This window comes from Vibrio sp. J502 (assembly GCF_025397955.1).
Taxonomy (GTDB): domain Bacteria; phylum Pseudomonadota; class Gammaproteobacteria; order Enterobacterales; family Vibrionaceae; genus Vibrio; species Vibrio anguillarum.
In genome coordinates this window covers 2,917,376-2,937,282 of record NZ_CP104554.1, presented here as the reverse complement: position 1 = coordinate 2,937,282, position 19,907 = coordinate 2,917,376, and the positions used below count along the sequence as shown (strand labels likewise).

17 protein-coding genes and 2 pseudogenes are annotated in these 19,907 nt (G+C 44.1%); all 19 read left to right on the top strand.

Annotated elements, in window-relative coordinates; all coding sequences use genetic code 11:
* Positions 1–2: 2 nt before the first annotated feature.
* The 19 genes and pseudogenes from N5E84_RS13730 to N5E84_RS13640 all read left to right on the top strand — a co-directional run bounded on the left by N5E84_RS13730 (position 3) and on the right by N5E84_RS13640 (position 19,735).
* On the top strand, positions 3–461 hold the full coding sequence (locus N5E84_RS13730; RefSeq protein ID WP_019283409.1) for a hypothetical protein: 459 nt from the start codon (positions 3–5) through the stop codon (positions 459–461).
* 74 nt (positions 462–535) lie between these two features.
* Positions 536–1,686, top strand: a protein-coding gene (locus tag N5E84_RS13725) for an IS3 family transposase (RefSeq protein WP_095661212.1) whose coding sequence is annotated in 2 segments (ribosomal slippage) — positions 536–779 and positions 779–1,686 — 1,152 coding nt in all. Because the reading frame shifts where the segments join, the coding sequence is not laid out codon by codon here.
* Between the two features lie 854 nt (positions 1,687–2,540).
* The gene (tnpA, locus tag N5E84_RS13720) at positions 2,541–2,861 is read left to right on the top strand and encodes an IS66 family insertion sequence element accessory protein TnpA (RefSeq protein WP_019283194.1); all 321 of its coding nucleotides are present in this window, start codon (positions 2,541–2,543) and stop codon (positions 2,859–2,861) included.
* Complete coding sequence (gene tnpB, locus N5E84_RS13715) at positions 2,858–3,211, top strand: IS66 family insertion sequence element accessory protein TnpB (protein ID WP_019283195.1); 354 nt, start codon at positions 2,858–2,860, stop codon at positions 3,209–3,211. The genes tnpA (N5E84_RS13720) and tnpB (N5E84_RS13715) overlap by 4 nt, the downstream gene beginning before the upstream one ends.
* A gap of 59 nt (positions 3,212–3,270) precedes the next feature.
* Positions 3,271–4,803: an IS66-like element ISVa11 family transposase gene (locus tag N5E84_RS13710; protein WP_069211897.1), complete on the top strand. Its 1,533-nt coding sequence runs from the start codon at positions 3,271–3,273 to the stop codon at positions 4,801–4,803.
* A gap of 33 nt (positions 4,804–4,836) precedes the next feature.
* Positions 4,837–4,971 (top strand): annotated as a pseudogene (locus N5E84_RS13705) (transposase); the annotation flags it as partial.
* Between the two features lie 57 nt (positions 4,972–5,028).
* Positions 5,029–6,179 (top strand): IS3 family transposase gene (locus N5E84_RS13700; RefSeq protein ID WP_095661212.1). Its coding sequence is split into 2 segments (ribosomal slippage): positions 5,029–5,272 and positions 5,272–6,179, totalling 1,152 coding nucleotides; the frame shifts between segments, so codons are not numbered across the junction.
* Positions 6,180–6,552: 373 nt separating this feature from the next.
* Positions 6,553–6,963 (top strand): hypothetical protein, encoded by a 411-nt coding sequence (locus tag N5E84_RS13695; protein ID WP_019283126.1) that lies wholly within the window; start codon positions 6,553–6,555, stop codon positions 6,961–6,963.
* Positions 6,964–6,994: 31 nt separating this feature from the next.
* Positions 6,995–7,435: pseudogene (locus N5E84_RS13690) on the top strand (transposase); the annotation flags it as partial.
* Between the two features lie 78 nt (positions 7,436–7,513).
* Complete coding sequence (gene tnpA, locus N5E84_RS13685) at positions 7,514–7,834, top strand: IS66 family insertion sequence element accessory protein TnpA (protein ID WP_081245520.1); 321 nt, start codon at positions 7,514–7,516, stop codon at positions 7,832–7,834.
* Positions 7,831–8,184, top strand: coding sequence for an IS66 family insertion sequence element accessory protein TnpB (tnpB, locus tag N5E84_RS13680; RefSeq protein ID WP_069212062.1), 354 nt, complete (start codon positions 7,831–7,833; stop codon positions 8,182–8,184). The genes tnpA (N5E84_RS13685) and tnpB (N5E84_RS13680) overlap by 4 nt, the downstream gene beginning before the upstream one ends.
* 59 nt (positions 8,185–8,243) lie before the next feature.
* The gene (locus N5E84_RS13675; protein ID WP_095661379.1) at positions 8,244–9,776 is read left to right on the top strand and encodes an IS66-like element ISVa9 family transposase; all 1,533 of its coding nucleotides are present in this window, start codon (positions 8,244–8,246) and stop codon (positions 9,774–9,776) included.
* Positions 9,766–10,596, top strand: a complete 831-nt coding sequence (locus N5E84_RS13670) for an ABC transporter permease (protein ID WP_410001441.1) — start codon at positions 9,766–9,768, stop codon at positions 10,594–10,596. The genes N5E84_RS13675 and N5E84_RS13670 overlap by 11 nt, the downstream gene beginning before the upstream one ends.
* Entirely contained in the window at positions 10,593–11,546 is a 954-nt protein-coding gene (locus tag N5E84_RS13665; protein WP_019281833.1) for an iron chelate uptake ABC transporter family permease subunit, read from the top strand. Before N5E84_RS13670 ends, N5E84_RS13665 begins: the two co-directional genes overlap by 4 nt.
* A gap of 56 nt (positions 11,547–11,602) precedes the next feature.
* The gene (locus N5E84_RS13660) at positions 11,603–12,616 is read left to right on the top strand and encodes a siderophore ABC transporter substrate-binding protein (RefSeq protein WP_116285026.1); all 1,014 of its coding nucleotides are present in this window, start codon (positions 11,603–11,605) and stop codon (positions 12,614–12,616) included.
* A gap of 108 nt (positions 12,617–12,724) precedes the next feature.
* Entirely contained in the window at positions 12,725–13,894 is a 1,170-nt protein-coding gene (locus N5E84_RS13655) for an ISL3-like element ISVa10 family transposase (protein ID WP_076611988.1), read from the top strand.
* A gap of 139 nt (positions 13,895–14,033) precedes the next feature.
* Entirely contained in the window at positions 14,034–16,223 is a 2,190-nt protein-coding gene (locus N5E84_RS13650; RefSeq protein WP_069212127.1) for a TonB-dependent receptor, read from the top strand.
* A gap of 279 nt (positions 16,224–16,502) precedes the next feature.
* Entirely contained in the window at positions 16,503–18,113 is a 1,611-nt protein-coding gene (locus N5E84_RS13645; RefSeq protein WP_069212128.1) for an ATP-binding cassette domain-containing protein, read from the top strand.
* Positions 18,110–19,735, top strand: a complete 1,626-nt coding sequence (locus tag N5E84_RS13640) for an ATP-binding cassette domain-containing protein (RefSeq protein WP_019281830.1) — start codon at positions 18,110–18,112, stop codon at positions 19,733–19,735. Before N5E84_RS13645 ends, N5E84_RS13640 begins: the two co-directional genes overlap by 4 nt.
* The last annotated feature ends 172 nt before the right edge of the window (positions 19,736–19,907 follow it).

The following is a 19,907-nucleotide window of genomic DNA, read 5'->3' as shown; positions in this document are numbered from 1 at the left end:
GCATGGGGAAAAGTGAAAATACACTCGTTGCGCTAGAAGCTGCTTTAGACCGAATTGCTAAAGGGAAACCCAGACGGATACCTACTCATCGTAAGCTCAGTGTGAGAGCCGTTGAAGAAGAAGCAAACTTGGGTAATGGCAGTGGTTATTACTACCCTGATTTTGTTGAAAAGATTAAAAAGACCAAAGCTGAAATTGCGGCAGGCAAAGGTGAAATCATCCGGCCAGAGATCCAGACGGTACGTGCAAAGCTGAACGAGGAAAAGCGCATCAAGGATAACTTCAAGGCCAAGTATGAGAGCGAACGGGAGAAGCTAGCCCTTTTCTCGGCTGCACAACACCATCTCAACGACAAGTTGGTTCAGGCATTGGCTCGTATCGATGACCTTGAGTATGAGAATGCGGAGCTTAGGGAGGAACTTGCCAAACTGAAAAGGAGCAAGGTCGTGCCAATTAAATAGAGCCGCCCTTACTGATCCGCACCACCAGTTTTGGACACCTAATTAAGTGAGTACAATCACTAATGAGGTGAACCATGACAAACAAGAAAAAACGTATTCTCCATTCTGCTGAATTTAAAGCAGAAGCACTGAAGCTAGCAGAAAAGCTGGGAGTAGCTACGGCAGCGCAGCATCTCTCGTTACACGAATCCCAGATCTACGGTTGGCGTAAAGCAGCCAAGAAAGATACTAGCACCAGTCAGCGGGAAAAAGATCTAGCCGCTGAAGTCGCAAAGCTCAAAAGGCAATTGGCCGAGCAAGCTGAAGAGCTAGATATCGTAAAAAAGGCCGCCACCTACTTCGCGAAAAATCTAAAGTAGATAGCTACGAATTTATGCTCGAACACCTGCTGTGCTTCAGTGCTGTCCGCATGGCTAAGGTGTTCGGGGTTTCACGAAGTGGGTTTTATTACTGGATTAAGCATCGCCACAAGGCCACTCAGCGCGAGGTAACTCGCCAAGAGCTTGATACGAAGGTCAAAAAGGCTTTTGACAACAGCAAAGGCCGTGATGGTTCAAGGCGTATCCAGAAAGAGCTGGCAGAGAACGGTGATAGCCGTAATGTTAAAACCATTGCCGCTAGTATGAAGCGTCAGGATTTAACGCCGAAAGCGGCACGTAAGTTTAGGTGCACTACGGATAGCAAACATAAAATGCCAGTTGCTCCGAACCTGCTAGCTCAGGATTTTAACGCGGAGGCTCCGAATCAAAAGTGGGCGGGAGACATCACCTATGTTGCGACAAGTGAAGGCTGGCTGTATTTGGCGGTAATTATTGACCTTTATTCAAGGCAAGTAGTCGGCTGGTCTATGGATACCAGAATGACCGCAACACTGGTCTGCGATGCATTATCAATGGCCTTGTTCCGTCGTGGGTTCCCTGAGCAGGTGATCGTTCATAGTGACCGAGGTAGTCAGTACTGCTCAAAAGATTATCGAGACATCATAACCGCTTATAATCTAAAGCAAAGTATGAGTAGGAAAGGAAACTGCTGGGATAATGCTTGTGTTGAGAGCTTCTTCCATTCAATGAAGGTTGAAGCGATCCAATATGAGCCGATCATGACGCGAGACGAGATGCGTCAAACGCTCTTTGAATACATCGAGGTTGATTATAATCGGACAAGAAGGCACAGTGCTCTTGGGTATCTAAGTCCAGTTAACTTTGAAAATAAAAATGTCGCTTAATGAAGTGTCCAGTCTGGCTGGAGCAGATCATCTTACTTAACCCTGTTAATTTAATCACTATTTATTACCTTTACTGAATTCTGGTACGTAACAACAAGAACATAAAATTAAAACCGCAGACCCAATTATTAATCACACATACCGGTGTTAAAGAATAGGGAGGATCACCGTGCCTAAGCGCTTCTTTAAGAGTTCGGATACAAAAGCTAATATGTATGGCGTTAGCAGTTATGCCAGTCGAAAATGGTAATAAAGGCAGACCGCTTAATTAGCTCGAATGTGCGATAAACTACATTTCATATTATTGCATAAATGAATGCGTATGATATCATAAATAAAAATGACATCCATTCTCATTATCTTTTGATTTGTTTAGACTAGTGAGGCTCTGTTTCACCCTAATTACTTTACATCTGTAGTAGATCTAAAAATTTTTGAGAGTTTAGTTGTGACCTTATTTTTTATTAAAAAGAAACATAGTTACCATTTTTTAGAATTCGACATTTATTGATGGTGATTCTATTTTATGAGTACTTCATTCTACTTGATTTTCCCCTGAATTTAGATGCTAGATGCGTCTCAATATCCCTACTATTTTGAAGAGCATTCTAAATGACTTTTCGTACGATTCTGGCGTTCTTAACTTTGTGCGCTACATCTCTTTTTTTTGGTGCGAACCAGATCGAGTGGTCATTATTGCCGACGCTTAATGAGAAAGCTTGGTTGCCTATTATAGCCAGCAGGTTACCAAGACTCGTGGCTCTGATTCTTACGGTAAGCGCGTCATAAACCCCGCATTCTAATCACCTAGCCCGAATAATAAGATCAAACCTCCAACCCAAAGGAGATTTGAAATGGCCAAACGACGCACTAACCAAGAATGGCGAACCCTGTTCGAACACTATGAATCCAGCCAACTATCACAACGATTATTCTGTGAACGTAACGGACTGAGCCTCTCCACTTTTTACGCTAAGCGCCAACAGTTAAAGCACATCGAAAAACCGAACACGGTTGGCTTTGTTAAAGCAGAAGTCGTTGAAAAGACCACAAAGTATCAAGCCACTCACGTTGTCGTTGCCAATATGACGCTGCTCGTCAATGATGTTGAACTGAGCATCCCACAAGGCACGCCAGCGACCTATCTCGCAGAGCTTATCGGTGCGCTGTCATGAAACGTATGCTCAGTGCTCCCGAAATCTATCTCTATCGCGAAAGCGTCGATTTTAGAAAGTCCATCAACGGCCTCGCTGCGATTATCGAAAATGACACCGACTTGCCCTTGGGCAGCGGCGCACTGTTCCTGTTCACCAACAAACAGCGCGACAAAATCAAAGTGCTGTACTGGGATAAAACAGGCTTTGCTCTTTGGTACAAGCGCCTTGAAAAAGCCAAGTACAAGTGGCCATCAAAAGAGCAAAATGAGGTGTTTACCCTAACTCAATTCGAGCTTGACAGACTGCTTTCTGGCTTCACGATTATCGGCCATAAACCCGTTAGAATAAACGATTTTACAATGACTTAAGCGATAATATAGCCATATCCACCAAGCATTAACGGCATGATTTTAGTATAATCAATGCCATGAAAAAGACGCCAAATATCAACTCAGAAAGCCAAGATGTTGCCGAGCTACAAGCGATGGTGAAAGCGCTGTTGGCGTCAGAAACCCAATTGAAACAAGAGCGTCAATCGCTGCTTGAACAGCTCAAACTTGCCTTCGACCGTCAGTTCGCTAAACGCTCGGAGGCGTTAAAGCCTTACGATGAATCTCAAGGTGATCTCTTCAACGAAGCGGAGTGTGAGGCCGCTAAGGAAGAAGAGGTTGAAGTTGTCACAACGACCATCACAAAGAAGAAACGTGGTAAACGCAAACCACTGCCAAAGACCTTGCCTCGTGAAGTTATCGAACTCGATTTAAACGACGATGAAAAGCAGTGCACTTGCTGTCAACATAACCTGCATAAAATCGGTGAAGACCGTAGCGAGAAACTTGAGTTCACGCCAGCGGTACTAAAAGTGTTGGAATATGTTCGTCCTAAATATGCTTGCCGCCAATGCGAGCAAACAGAAGACAAAAACCACGTCGTTCAAAAGCCAGCGCCGCAAAGCATTATCCCGAAGAGCTTCGCCACAGAAAGCTTGTTGGCCAATATCATCCTCGGCAAATATCAATACGCGATGCCACTTTACCGCCAAGAATCCCTGTTTACCCAGTCGGGTATCGAACTCTCACGAACCACCATGGCAAGGTGGATTATCCAAGTCAGTGAGAAGTTCGCTCCACTTTACGCGGCCTTAAAAACGCACCTACTTGAGCAAGTGGTGATTCAGGCGGATGAAACGCCGCTCAATGTCCTCAAAGAAGATAAACAGTGTTATATGTGGCTTTACTGCTCGGGCGCAGACTCGCCTGAAGCCGCCCTCCCTAATGTGAGAAATATCGTCTTGTACGACTATCAAAACAGTCGAGCTAGGGCGTGCCCTGTTGCCTTCTTGGGGGATTACAGTGGTTATCTACAAACCGATGGCTATGGTGTTTATGATGGGCTTCATCTCGTCACCAATGTCGGTTGCTTGGCGCATGCTCGGCGCAAGTTCATGGAGGCGAAAAAGCTGCAAGGCAAAGGCAAGTCAGGCAAAGCGGATAGTGCATTGGCTAAAATCCAGAAACTCTATGGAATAGAATCACGCTTAAAAGGTGCCTGTGCCGAAAAACGGAAAGCAGAGCGCCAAGAGCATGCTAAGCCGATACTGGATGAGCTTTATGAATGGATGACAACTCAGAAAGTGCTTGAGTCTAGCCCGCTGGGTAAAGCGATAAAATACACGCTCGGTCAGTGGCCGAAGCTGAGCCGCTATATCGATGACGGTCACTTATCGATAGACAATAATCGTGCTGAACGCGCAATAAAACCGCTGGTTATAGGCAGAAAGAACTGGCTCTTCTCGACCAATCCCAATGGAGCTGAAGCGAGCGCGATGCTTTACAGTATCGTCGAGACAGCGAAAGCCAACGGCCTTATCCTTTACGACTACATGGTTAAGTGCATGAAAGAGCTAGCGAAATCTGAGCCTGATATCGATGCACTCCTGCCTTGGAACTTCCAACACTAACAATATCGCCCCGTGGGATCATGGGGCGGATACGATGAGATCGACCGTAAGATCCTATCTATGTTCTCGCTCGGTATGAGCTACCGTGATATCCGTGGTCACGTAGAAGATATGTATGGCATTGATGTCTCTGAGGCCACCATCACAGGTGTTACCGACCGTTTGATCCGCACCACCAGTTTTGGACACCTAATTAAGTGAGTACAATCACTAATGAGGTGAACCATGACAAACAAGAAAAAACGTATTCTCCATTCTGCTGAATTTAAAGCAGAAGCACTGAAGCTAGCAGAAAAGCTGGGAGTAGCTACGGCAGCGCAGCATCTCTCGTTACACGAATCCCAGATCTACGGTTGGCGTAAAGCAGCCAAGAAAGATACTAGCACCAGTCAGCGGGAAAAAGATCTAGCCGCTGAAGTCGCAAAGCTCAAAAGGCAATTGGCCGAGCAAGCTGAAGAGCTAGATATCGTAAAAAAGGCCGCCACCTACTTCGCGAAAAATCTAAAGTAGATAGCTACGAATTTATGCTCGAACACCTGCTGTGCTTCAGTGCTGTCCGCATGGCTAAGGTGTTCGGGGTTTCACGAAGTGGGTTTTATTACTGGATTAAGCATCGCCACAAGGCCACTCAGCGCGAGGTAACTCGCCAAGAGCTTGATACGAAGGTCAAAAAGGCTTTTGACAACAGCAAAGGCCGTGATGGTTCAAGGCGTATCCAGAAAGAGCTGGCAGAGAACGGTGATAGCCGTAATGTTAAAACCATTGCCGCTAGTATGAAGCGTCAGGATTTAACGCCGAAAGCGGCACGTAAGTTTAGGTGCACTACGGATAGCAAACATAAAATGCCAGTTGCTCCGAACCTGCTAGCTCAGGATTTTAACGCGGAGGCTCCGAATCAAAAGTGGGCGGGAGACATCACCTATGTTGCGACAAGTGAAGGCTGGCTGTATTTGGCGGTAATTATTGACCTTTATTCAAGGCAAGTAGTCGGCTGGTCTATGGATACCAGAATGACCGCAACACTGGTCTGCGATGCATTATCAATGGCCTTGTTCCGTCGTGGGTTCCCTGAGCAGGTGATCGTTCATAGTGACCGAGGTAGTCAGTACTGCTCAAAAGATTATCGAGACATCATAACCGCTTATAATCTAAAGCAAAGTATGAGTAGGAAAGGAAACTGCTGGGATAATGCTTGTGTTGAGAGCTTCTTCCATTCAATGAAGGTTGAAGCGATCCAATATGAGCCGATCATGACGCGAGACGAGATGCGTCAAACGCTCTTTGAATACATCGAGGTTGATTATAATCGGACAAGAAGGCACAGTGCTCTTGGGTATCTAAGTCCAGTTAACTTTGAAAATAAAAATGTCGCTTAATGAAGTGTCCAGTCTGGCTGGAGCAGATCACTTTAGCCTTTAGTGTCGATTTGGTACTTCGTTGCTTATAGGCACATAGCGAAAACTTATGAATGCCCGATGACAAAACATGTAGCATTTAGCAAAGGTGGCGGAGGCACATTTCATGGGATTTTATACTACTTTTCAACCTTCATTCTCTTTGCGTTGGTTGTGTTATTAATTCGTGGAACATTTGGCTTGTAGCAACTAACAAAAGCCTCAAGAGTGACTGTCAACGCGTGGCGTTTCTAGTCCTATTGAGCCGAAGTGATTACGGCTGTTGCGTTTGAGTTACGTGTTAATGCGTTGCCAACCCCTTAGGCGGGCGTTAGGCTATTGAGGAGACTTTCTGTTGAAGAATGTAATTACTTTCTTAAGTATTCTGATTTTTCCTTTATTAGTAAACGCAGAAATTGATCTTCACGTTCAAGGCAACTACGAGCGCTATGTTAATGGGCAGCTAGATTCTAATTCTGCTTTTATTGATTTGATCAAGATTGATTTAAACAAATATAGAGTGTCAGGTACATCGTCTTGGATTGGAGATCCCACATCTGGCCTTATAAATGTCGGGGAGATAGGTGGAATTGTGGCCTTAGATGGTAACCAAATACATTATGATATCGATGGTTGTGAGCTTCTAATTAGTCTGGAGTATAATGTATTGGTAGTCAGTGATGACAATGGTTGTGGTGGTCTGAATGTCTCCTTCAACGGACATTATGTAAAGCGAGAGTGTCCTGAATTCTGTGTAACTGTCTAAACTTAAGCCTTAAAGGCTAAGGATGGACAATATGGATAAGAAAGCACTCGAAGCTTTTGCTCGTGAAGCAGCAAAGTCAATTAAGACAGAATCTGATCTTGATGACTTCCGCAAAATGTTAACCAAGGTGACCGTTGAAACGGCGTTAAACGCTGAACTCGATGAGCACCTTGGATATCAAAAACACCAATCTAGAACCAGCTCCAACTCCCGCAATGGCTACTCGGGCAAGTCAATCATCACCGATGATGGAGAAATCGATATCGACGTTCCCCGCGACCGTGAAGCCAGCTTTGAACCTCAACTCGTCCGCAAGCACCAAACTCGATTCCAATCCATGGACGACAAGATATTGAGCTTGTACGCGAAAGGCATGACCACACGTGAAATCGTCGCAACGTTCAAGGAAATGTATGATGCCGATGTCTCGCCAACGCTGATATCAAAAGTAACGGACTCAGTGCTTGAGCGTAAGCGCGTCATAAACCCCACATTCTAATCAATCTCGGCACGCCATAAGATCAAATCTCCAACCTCAAGGAGATTTGAAATGGCAAAAAGACTCTCTCATCAAGAATGGCATACCCTATTCGATCAATACGAATCCAGTCATCTGTCTCAACGCGTGTTCTGTGAACAAAATGGGCTGAGCCTTTCAACCTTCCATGCCAAGCGACAGCAACTAAAGTTCATAGAGCAACCTAAGAGCAGTGGATTCGTTAAAGCTGAAGTCGTTGAAAAAACGACACGCTACCAGATGACTCAAACACCGATTGCCAACATGACACTATTGATTAATGACGTTGAACTCAGCATCCCCCAGGGAACACCTGCCTCGTATCTGGCAGAGTTAATCGGAGCACTGTCATGAAGAGAATGCTGAGTGCCCCTAATGTTTACCTGTATCGGGAGTTCGTGGATTTTAGAAAGTCCATTAATGGTCTGGCGGCGATTATTGAATCTGAAACCGATTTACCGCTCGGAAGCGGTGCGCTGTTCCTGTTTACCAATAAACAACGCGATAAAGTCAAAGTCTTGTACTGGGATAAAACGGGCTTCGCTCTGTGGTACAAACGGCTCGAAAAAGCCAAATTCAAATGGCCCACTCAAGAGAAAAAGCAGGTCTACACCCTGACTCAATTTGACCTAGACAGACTGTTATCTGGCTTCACGATAATCGGCCATAAACCGATAAAAATAGACAACTTTACAATGAGTTGAACCCGATAAAAGTGAGTTATACCAAGCCTTGACGTGGTGTTTTTAGTATAATCAATGCCATGAAAAAGACGCCCGATATTAACCCAGAAAGCCAAGACATCGCCGAGCTTCAAGCTATGGTGAAAGCGTTGATGTCGGAGAAAAAAGAGTGGCAACAAGAGCGCCAATCCTTAATTGAGCAGTTTAAACTGGCCCTTGACCGTCAATTCGCCAAACGCTCGGAAGCGTTAAAGCCGTATAACGAAGCACAGGGTGACCTCTTTAATGAGGCGGAATGTGAAGCGGCGAAATCGGAAGATGAGGTTATCACCACGACGACAATCAAACGTCGTGGTAAACGTCAACCGCTTCCTAAAGACTTGCCACGTGAAATTATCGAGCTTGACCTAGATGAGCACGACAAACAGTGCTCATGCTGCCAACACATTTTGCATAAAATCGGCGAAGACCGCAGTGAAAAGCTTGAGTTCACGCCCGCCGTCCTAAAAGTGTTGGAATATGTTCGCCCGAAATACGCCTGTCGTCAGTGTGAACAAGAGGCTGAAAAAAGCCACATTCACCAACAACCCGCACCGATAAGTATCATCCCCAAAAGCTTCGCTACCGAAAGTCTGCTTGCCAACATTATTTTAGGCAAATATCAGTATGCGCTTCCGCTGTATCGTCAGGAAACCTTGTTCACCCAATCAGGTATCGAGTTATCGAGAACGACCATGGCCAGGTGGGTAATCCAGGTTAGTGAAAAGTTCAAACCGCTTTATCAGGCACTGAAGACTCACTTACTCGAACAAGTGGTGGTTCAGGCCGATGAAACGCCGCTCAATGTGCTCAAGGAAGACAAGCAATGTTATATGTGGTTGTACTGCTCGGGAGCCGACTCCCCTGAAGCTAAACTCCCTGACATGAAAAATATCGTCTTGTTCGACTATCAAAACAGTCGCGCGAGAGTGTGCCCCGTGAACTTCTTGGGTGATTACTCAGGCTATCTGCAAAGTGATGGTTACGCGGCTTATGATGGATTAACCAACGTCACCAATGTCGGTTGCTTCGCTCATGCACGTCGTAAGTTCATGGAAGCGAAGAAGCTTCAGGGCAAAGGTAAAACAGGTAAAGCGGATGTGGCGTTAGCCAAAATCCAAAAGTTGTACGCACTTGAATCTCGATTAAAACTGGCTTCGGTCGAAGAGCGTTGGGCAGAAAGACAAGCGCAGGCTAAACCGATGTTGGATGACTTCTATGACTGGTTAACCACGCAGAAAGTCATCGAATCGAGTCCTCTTGGTAAAGCCATCAAGTACACCTTGGGTCAGTGGCCTAAGCTGATACGCTATGTTGAAGATGGGCATTTATCTATCGACAACAACCGAGCGGAACGCGCAATCAAATCGCTGGTCATTGGCAGAAAAAATTGGTTATTCTCGACGAATCCGCTTGGTGCTGATGCGAGTGCTTTGCTGTATAGCATCATCGAGACGGCGAAAGCGAACGGACTGATACTCTACGATTACATGGTCAAATGTATGAAAGAGCTGGCAAAGTCTGAGCCTGATATCAACTCACTGCTTCCCTGGAACTTCTCACATTCAAATTAAAACGCCCCGTGGGATCATGGGGCGCATACTTCTTACGGGGTCCGGCTTGGCGATGTGCGGCGTTATTCTCCAACACATCGTTAGAAATCGTTTTGTTGAACCCGGAACTACCGGCAGCCTTGATGCGGCCAAACTAGGTATTTTGGTTTCAATCGTGATGCTGCCATCATCAGACAAATTGGAACGTATGTTCTTTGCTGTCCTGTTTTGCTTTGCCGCTGGCTTGGTCTACATCGCTATAATACGTAAGGTTAAGTTCAGTAATACTGCGTTGGTTCCAGTGATTGGCTTGATGTTTGGTAGTGTACTCAGTGCACTTGCTGAATTTTACGCCTATCAAAATAATATTTTACAAAGTATGTCTGGCTGGTTGATGGGGGACTTCTCCAAAGTGGTCCAAGAGCATTATGAAATCATTTTTTTGATCTTGCCTATAACCTTGTTGACCTACCTCTATGCTCATAGATTTACAGTGATGGGGATGGGGGAAGATATAGCCTCCAATTTAGGCATCAGTTACGCCATGACCGCCGCATTAGGGTTGATACTCGTTTCAATCACGGTTGCAGTCACAGTAGTGACGGTGGGCGCCATTCATTTTGTTGGCTTAGTTATCCCTAACTTAGTGGCGCTAAAATACGGCGACCACCTCAAAAACACTTTACCTATTGTTGCATTGGGCGGTGCCTCGCTACTGATTTTTTGCGATGTCATTAGTCGGGTAGTGCTTTTTCCGTTCGAGGTGCCAATAGGTTTGACCGCAAGTGCCGTAGGTGGAGTTATGTTTCTTGCCTTTTTGCTTAAGGGAGCAAAAGCATGACACCACTTAACTTGAACTTACGAGTGAGTGTTGTACTCGTGATCCTGTTATCTATCGCTTTTATTTTCATTAATTCAGGGTTTGACCTTGAGTACATCATCCCCAGAAGACTCATTAAACTCAGTGCGATCATAATCGGGGGCAGTTGTGTGGCTATCTCTGCTGTCATTTTTCAAGCCTTGGCCAGAAATCGCATATTGACGCCATCTATCATGGGTTACGAGTCCATTTATCTTGTATGGCAAGCTCTACTCTTATTATTTGTAGGCACCTCTGGCAGTGCTGTTTTGGGAGTGGTGGGTAATTTTGTCGTATCAGCGGTACTCATTTTGTTGTATTCATTCTTTATTCAATTCTGGGTGCTCAAGCGATTTCAACATGATATGCATCAAGTGTTGCTGATTGGATTTGTACTGACCATGGTACTGACAACGGTTGCTCAATTTATCCAGATTAGAATCAGTCCTGGAGAGTTCTCTATCTTACAGGGGTTAAGTTACACCTCATTTGAAAGGGCGAAACCATCTACATTGTTATTTGCTGGCACTGTGTTGAGCATTCTCGCCCTCTTTGCCAATAAATGGGCGAATGAGCTAGATGTGATAGGACTAGGGCGAGATCAAGCAATGTCATTAGGACTTAACGATACGCACTATATTCCGAAATACTTTGCTGTCATCGCAATTCTTGTGGCCATCTCTACTAGTTTAGTTGGACCAACGGCGTTCATGGGGGTTTTCATTGCCAACATTGCTTATTCCATCACAGGTTCTCCGCGTTACAGACACACCTTACCGATGGCTTGCATCATCGCTATTGTGATGTTTCTAACGGCTCAATTGATGGTTGAACACTTTTTTAATTATAAAACAACAGTCTCTATTTTAGTCAACGTCCTTTGTGGCGGGTACTTTCTTGTCATCACTATGCGAGCAAGAAGCCAGCTATAGAGTCTGCTTATCGCCTGTTTATTGGCAACTTACTGCAACATAAGGATCCTCACCCCATGTTTAAAAGTACCCTAAATCTTGCTGTCGCACTTGCTTGCGGCTCCCTTGTAACTCTAACGGGCTGCGAGCCGACTGCCGCTCAATCTCAAGTCGTTCAGCCATTAGAAACCCCTATCGTGATTGAACACAACTTAGGTCAAACCGTTATTTCAAACCGTCTTCAAAGAGTAGCTGCACTCGATATGAATGAAGTGGATTTCTTAGACCAGTTGAATGTACCGATTGCAGGTATGGTAAAAGACTTTATCCCTGATTTTTTGGCGAAATACAAAAATACTCCAGACATTGTCGATCTTGGCGCGATAGTTCAACCTAATATGGAAAAAATCTATGAACTGAGACCCGACCTGATATTGATGACTCCACTGCATGCCAATCAATATGAAGAACTCTCTAAGCTCGCACCTACGATACATTTTGATATCGATTTCCGTAATAGTCATGGACATCACGTCGATATAATTAAACAACACGTTATTGATCTCGGTGAGATCTTTGATAAGCAAGAGCTTGCACAAAAGAAAGTCGCTGAAATTGATGTCAAGGTCGATGAGGTGCGAGCTATCACGGCTGAACGTTCTGAAAAGGCCTTAGTTGTAATGCATAACAATGGTGCTTTTAGCTCATTTGGCATTGAGTCTCGCTATGGTTTTGTCTTTGATGTACTGGGAGTTAAACCTGCGAGTACTGAAGTTGCCGCAAATTTACATGGTCAGCCGATTTCCAGCGAATTTATTAATCAAGCCAACCCTGACATTCTTTATATCATTGATCGGACAGCTGTCATGGAAGGTAAACCGATTATTGATGCGGAACATTTGGCAAATCCTCTTCTTCGACAAACTAAAGCATGGAAAAACGGCAAAGTGATCTTTGTTGATGCTGATGCCTGGTACATCACTTCAGCAAGTATCACATCACTAAAAATTATGATTGATGACATTATCAAAGGGGCTCTTCTCCGCTTTCATGAGTCTGTATGCACAGGCTCATTCATCATAATCACATGATTTATAATGCTTATTTTAAAAATAAGTCAGTAGTCTATTTTGTCGTCTTTGTCTTCCTCGTTATTTAGCTTTAAAGGCCAGTGTGTTGAATCTTGTTCAATAGAAGAAATGTCCCAAGGCGTACTCGTTCGCTGTCGTCGAGATCGTAGGTATAAAGTCAAAGAGCCAATATCAGGGACTTCCTGCACCGTCGATCACTACGTTAAAAGACGTCTTCAAGATTTACCTGTGAGTGGGCGACCTTGTACGATTGAGGTTGAGCTGGCTAAAACTAGAGACAAAGAAGGACGACGGTTGATCGAAGAGACTGAATATGTGGCTAAAGGTGGTCGTTATACCGCTCGCTTTTGCAAGTTCATCAGTGGGTTATGTCGCCATATGAGCATACATGCCGTCTCTCAACATTTAGGAATCCGCTGGGAAACAGTAAAAAATATCGATAGGGAATACTTGCGTTCAAGCCTACCAGCATTAGACCCCGAGAAACTGAATAACTTGGTTCATATTGGCGTCGATGAAGTTGCCAGAGCCAAGAGACACGATTATATGACGGTTGTTTATGACCTCGTCTCTGGGCATTTAATTTGGGTTGAACATGGCCGAAAAGCAGAAGTTCTGATCTCCTTCTTTGAGCAACTATCAGAAGAAACCAAATCAGGAATCAAAGCAGTATCAATGGATATGGGCCAGTCTTACCAGTCGGCGGTCAGGAAAATGCTTCCCAATGCTGATATTGTTTTTGACCGATTTCATGTCATGCAGAACTACTGCATCTTAATCAAAAAAGAGAGAGCAAAAGCTTTTAGAAATGGCTCTCACGACGAAAAAAAAATGTTGAAAGGAACGCTCTTCCTCCTACTGAAAAACGCTCACAAATTGGATGATAGGCAGTCTGACAGACTTGATGACTTACTTGAGAGCAACAAGACTTTGTGCGTTGTTTACATGCTCAAAGAGCAGCTACAAGCCATATGGGATGAACCCGATTACGAAACAATGGTGGCAGCTCTAGAAGCTTGGTGTCGTCTTGCCAAATCGACCAGAATACTTTCCTTAATTAATTTTGCCGATGCTTTATTGGAAAGAAAAGTGGGTATTTGTAACTACGGAAAATACAAACTGACTAACGCTCGGGTAGAAGCAGGTAATGTCTCGATTGGCTTACTCAGACGAAGGGCAAGAGGGGTGAGAGATACAGACTATTTCAAATTGAAGATCAGACAAACATCGGTTCCCGATACACACTCAACTTTTTACCCAAATATCAAGCTCACCTAAGCGGAGAAGAGCCTCAAAGGTTATCAAAACTAGATTTAAAAATAATAAGCCAGACCAACGAAGTCTAGCAAAACAAGTCAGTTACTATTTACTAGTACAGATGTGAGCCAACCTAAAATAGGATAAAAAGGAATAATCAATGAATCACCACTATCATCAGATAGCGAATTTATCTAAAAAATGCTCAGTCAGTGGCAAGCCAACCCCAAGTCGTATCGCTCTTTTAGTCGCACTTCAAATAAGTGCTTCGGCATTGCCAATCAGTATCGCTCATTCTGAAGATCAAACTGATGAGTCAGTCACTGTTTACGGCCAAGCTAATGAAGCGTATGCGGCAGGAAAAATCTCACAGGCAACTAATATGGGGATGCTCGGCGATAAAGACTTCCTAGACACTCCTTTTAATGCCATTGGATACACAGAAAAACACATTCAAGACCAGCATGCACAAGATATATCCGATGTCATCTCTGCTTCTGATCCTTCTGTTTTTACCAGTGGGGAAACCGGGTTAAACAAAGAAAGTTTTAAGATCCGAGGGTTCAGTTCGGATATTGGCGATGTAATGTTCAATGGTTTATATGGTATCGCTCCTTACTATCGTAGCTCTCCAGAGATGTACCAACGCATCGATGTACTGAAAGGCCCGGCTTCTTTGCTTAATGGTATGCCACCGAACGGTTCCGTTGGTGGTTCGATCAATTTGGTGACTAAACGAGCTCAAGAAGCGCCCAACACCTCCTTTACTGGCACTTATATGTCGGATTCTCAATTTGGCGGTCATGTTGATATTGGTCGCCGTTTTGGTGAAAACGAACAATTTGGGGTTCGTTTTAATGGGGTTTTCAGAGATGGGGATGCGTCAGTTGATGGTCAAAGTCGTAAAGCGCAACTCGCATCGTTGAGCCTTGATTGGCGTAATGATATTGCGCTGATTGAAGCCGATTTATACTTTAGTACAGAGCGAGTTGATGGTGCAAATCGAGGTTTAAGCATAAAGTCTGGCGTTGACGTGCCGTCACCCCCTTCGTCAGATACTTTACTTAGCCTAAGTTGGGCATACAATGACAGTGATGATAAAGGCATGATGATCCGCGCAGAACTCGATATAACTGATTCCATAACGGTTTACAGTGCGTTGGGGGCTAGTCGTACCGACTTTGATTCAAATGGTGCGCAAAGTGTCAAAATTAAAGATAATACTGGTGATCTTGAGGTTTCTCTTGGTTCTGTGAAGCTAGACAGCAAACGTACTTCAGGTGAGGCCGGAATTCGAAGTAATTTTGATACCGGACCTGTCGAGCATTATTTAGTACTGAATAGTACCTACTTTAGAGAAGATAAAAACGATAATCCCGCAGGAAATAATGCGGCTGAATCATGGACGGCCAATATTTACGATCCAGCATGGGGGCCTGAAGATTCTAGCTATGACAACTATTATAAACTACTGGTCGATTCCACACAGATCAGTTATGGTATCGCTGATACCTTATCTTTAGCTGATGGCAAATACCAACTCACATTAGGTTTACGTCGCCAAAGTATTGATTATGAATCAGGAATCAGCTGGAATGGGAGTGCTTTTCCTACAACCAAGTTCAAGGAAAGCACCTACACCCCGGCGATTGCCGCGTTGTACAAACTTTCTAACTCAGCTTCTCTTTACGGTAACTACACCGAAGGTTTAACAAACGGAAAAACAGCAGGCTCAGGAGCCGCTAACGCAGGTGAAGCGTTTGAACCACAAAAAACCAAACAAACAGAAGCTGGCCTAAAGCTTAACATGAACGACTTTGCTCATACTTTCAGCCTGTTTGAGATCAAAAAGCCTAACGGATATCAAGATCCAGATACAAATATTTACTCTTTTGGTGGCGAGCAACGTAATCGAGGCATTGAATGGGGGTTCTACGGTACGTTATTAGAGGACTACACGCTGACTGGTGGTATCGCTTATACAGACGCAGAGATCACTAAAGCTACAGATGTCACAACTGAGGGGAAAAAAGCGATTAAGTTACCCGATCTTCAAGCTAAGTTAGCATTGGAATGGAACCTACCAACGATGCGTGAACTTACACTTATTGGTCAAGCAAATTACATGTCAGAGCAATATATTGATGCGCAAAACACTCAATCACTGTCTGCACAGACTATTTTTGATTTAGGTGCTCGCTATAACTCTACCATCGCCAATCAAAGTGTCATTTGGCGTCTTGCGGTCAACAACGTAACCGATGAAGCATATTGGACTACCACCCATTACGCTAACCTTGCGTTGGGTGCCCCTCGTACGGTGATGTTATCTGCTACAGCCGATTTCTAATCTCGGTCAATTTTGCCCTTGACCTTTCTGGTTAGGGGCACTTCTGAACGGCTACTCTTGAATTCAACCTAACTTTAGCGATTAAAGTCAATGGTAAGGGAGTTTCCGTATATCGACAGTACTTATATTCCTCAATAACTTTGTATTCATAACAATAGTTTAATTCTATCAACCTCATTTCAATAGGCTTTATATGAAACATGGAGAGAGCTCAACAAACTCAACAAACTCACCAAAACTCACTCTATCCCAACTTTGTTGGTTAACTAGGGTGGAAAAATGATAAATAAGATCGGCCAACATTACGTTACACCTGCCTTAATGCCGGCCTTAAGGCCGTCATTAGCAAAACTTACTTTAGGGACTTTAAGCGAAATTTTTGCTGCAGTGGCAAAAATTGGTGCATTGCTATGTTTAATACAATTAATCGATGATCTATCTAACCGATGGGTTTACGCAGCCATCGGGCTTTGGATTTTTAGCGCATTGCTCTCATCTTTGTCCTCTTGGTTAGTACACAATGCTGAATCTCTATTTTCAGCAAGATTACGTCGTCAGGTGGCACAACACTTAATGCGCCTTCCAAGCAAGACTCTCTCTCGGTATGGTGATAATCAACTTCGCCGCTTGGTTTCAGAAGACATCAATACTCTACATCATATGGTTGCTCATCTGCCTTCAGAATTTGTAACTTTCGCCATCGTTCCGGTAATGTCCATTACCATTATGCTAAATATGGCCGGTCCTATGGCGCTCTTAACCTTACTCCCTGGCCTTATTGCATCATTATACTACCTTGTCTTTCTGCCTAGATTCGCCGCTAAATATGGTGCAGAACGTATGAACATAATGGGAGAAATCGTCACCGCAGTAAATGACTACACCAGAGGCATTAGAGTTAACCGGGTTTATGGAACTCAATCAGGTGCGCTCGCGAGTTATCACGGGGCAACTCAACGCTTCACTAATGGCATTATAAAATGGGTAGGGAGTGTGGCACTTCCAGCTTCCATCGCAATAGCTTTACTTCAAGCAGTTTCTACTTTTGCTATAGCTTATTCAATTTCTTACCGACTAAGTCCATCAGCGATGGCTTCTGTGTTTTTTTTCGGCCTGGCTGTCGTTTCACCAGTATTAAAGCTTGGTCACGGATTAGACTATGTCACTGCAGGTAAGAATGCAGCTAAGAACATTGGTAAGCTTTTGAAACAAACACCTATAGGTTGTGGAAACGTCAATGTAGGTTCTAAAACACTTCCTTTGCAGGCTTCAAAAATCTCGGTAATTAATGACACCACAACCATTATCGATAGCTTCACCCACCGCTTTCCAACTGGTTCATGCACTGCCATTATGGGGCCAAGCGGCATAGGAAAAAGTACGTTGCTGCGTATTTTAGCCGGTCAAGAAGTACCTTATTCAGGAACCACCATGCTTGGCAGTTATGAACTGTCCACACTTACCGAAATGTCGCGTCACATGGCGATACGTTATGTTCCTCAAGAGATAGGGGTACTTAAAACGACAGTGAGACAGAACTTACAACTAACGGCACCAAATGCCTGCGATAGCGAATTCTTTGACGCCTTAGCTCTAGCCGAGGTAGATATTAACCTCGATTATGATGCCAGCCTTCTTTCTGGTGGCCAGCAGCAACGGGTCGCTCTAGCTAGTATATTTCTCAATCAAGCCAGCATTTTCTTGTTAGATGAACCAACGAGTGCACTTGATAAAAAAACAGCCTTATCCATCATGCAAAACCTAACGGAATTCGCGCAGAAAGAAAATAAAACCATAGTCATGGTAACCCATGATGCAGAGCTAGCCCAACGAGCCGACTTTATATTGACACTACCAAAAAATGCTCAATTACAGGATGAAGAAGTATGACATATCAAAATACCCCATCTTCCAAATCAAACATTCCCGTGAGCGCAAAATATCGTTTATACCGAGTGGGATCTGGATGGGTGTTGGTTGCAGCACTCGAAGCCTTAACCTACACAGTTCTTGCACTATCATTAGTAAAACAAGCCCCGCCACTAGGTGTCATATCAACAGCAATTATCGCTATTTTGGTGACGGTTTTAGTAACCCGATCGGGTTTTCTATCTGGTGCGCAACTAGCCGGCGATTTGTACTCAGCAGTCGGTCAATCTCTTAGTAAAGCAAAACTTTCTTGGTTTAGCGATCAGCATCGAACGCAACTGACTCAACTTGCCGAACGAGGCATACCTGGCTTTATGTCAATCCCAGCTCACCAATTACAAACATTTTTGCACACGCCATTAGTACCCTTATTCTTGATCGCTGGCATCGGAATCGTTGGGGGGGCAGATGTTGCACTAATCAGTGCAGTCTCATTGATAGGTGCATTTCTGCTGCAATACAAAGCACAGAATCACCTCAGTAACTCTGACAGCGAAAGACACAACGCTGATGTTCAAGCCACAAAATCAACGCTCGAACTCATAGATCACCTTGATTTACTTCGTTCATCGGCAGGACCTGAACGAGCGATAGAAAGGATTGAGCAAAGTTGGTGTACACAAGAGAAAGTACATTCGAGAATCAACCTAACAGCATCCATGGCCACTTTAACCTCAGCACTTGCAACGGTCTTCCCTTTGGCCTGCGTCACTATCTACCTAGTTACAGAAGGGATTACCCAACCACTATTGATTTTGGGGCTGCTGATATTAATTACCAGAGCGGCTGCACCACTAGGAGAATTAGCCTTAGCCGGTTTCGCCATCAACGACGTAAAGTCCTCAATAAGAGATTACAACCAGCTAACCAATGTACCAACTCTGCCTGAACCCAAACCGGAAAATGCTATTAGCCCTAATAGCTACAATTTCGAACTCAATCATGTTGGCTATTTGGACCTCTTCAAGGACGCCAATGTAGAGATAGAACAAGGTGAAAAAGTGGTAATCAATGGCGTAAGTGGTAGCGGAAAGAGCACGTTATTAGGATTATTCTTAAGGTTTGATGACCCTAACCAAGGTCATATTTCGCTAGGTGGTATAAACCTCCAGAATATTCCATATGACATATTAATCCAGCACATTGCCTATGTCGCTCAGGATCCAATAATATTTACTGGGACATTGGCCGAAAATATTCGTTTGGGTAATCCAGAGGCAAGTAATGCTGAAGTAGAACTTTTTGCTAGGCAAGCTCAACTGAGTGAACTTATTGACTTATCCGGCGATGGAATAAACCAAAGTGTAGGCCAGAAAGGATCAAGGCTTTCTGGAGGGGAAAGACAAAGAGTCGCAATTGCTCGCGCTCTTATAAAAAAAGCACCTATTCTAATTTTAGATGAAGCCACCTCTGCACTTGATGAAGTAACCGAACAGAAAATAGCACAACAAACTCAAGCATTAGGTTCAACTGTTATTGTGGTAACACACAGAGACAAGAAAGTTTGGCATCCAACGCTAGAACTCACGATTGATAAACAAAGAGTCAATGTTCTTCGCCACCATGCACTTGAATCAAGGTAGACGATATTACTTGTTTTACTGCGAGTGTTGCAGCTGGAAAGGCTCGTTGCAAGAACTGAAGATGGCTCTATCCTACCGCCTCGAGAGGGCTTTGTTAGCGCGCTCATTATGATTTGAGCGTGTCTTCTTTTAACCTTGCCCATCTGTCTTCGTATCCAACTCAATATTCATG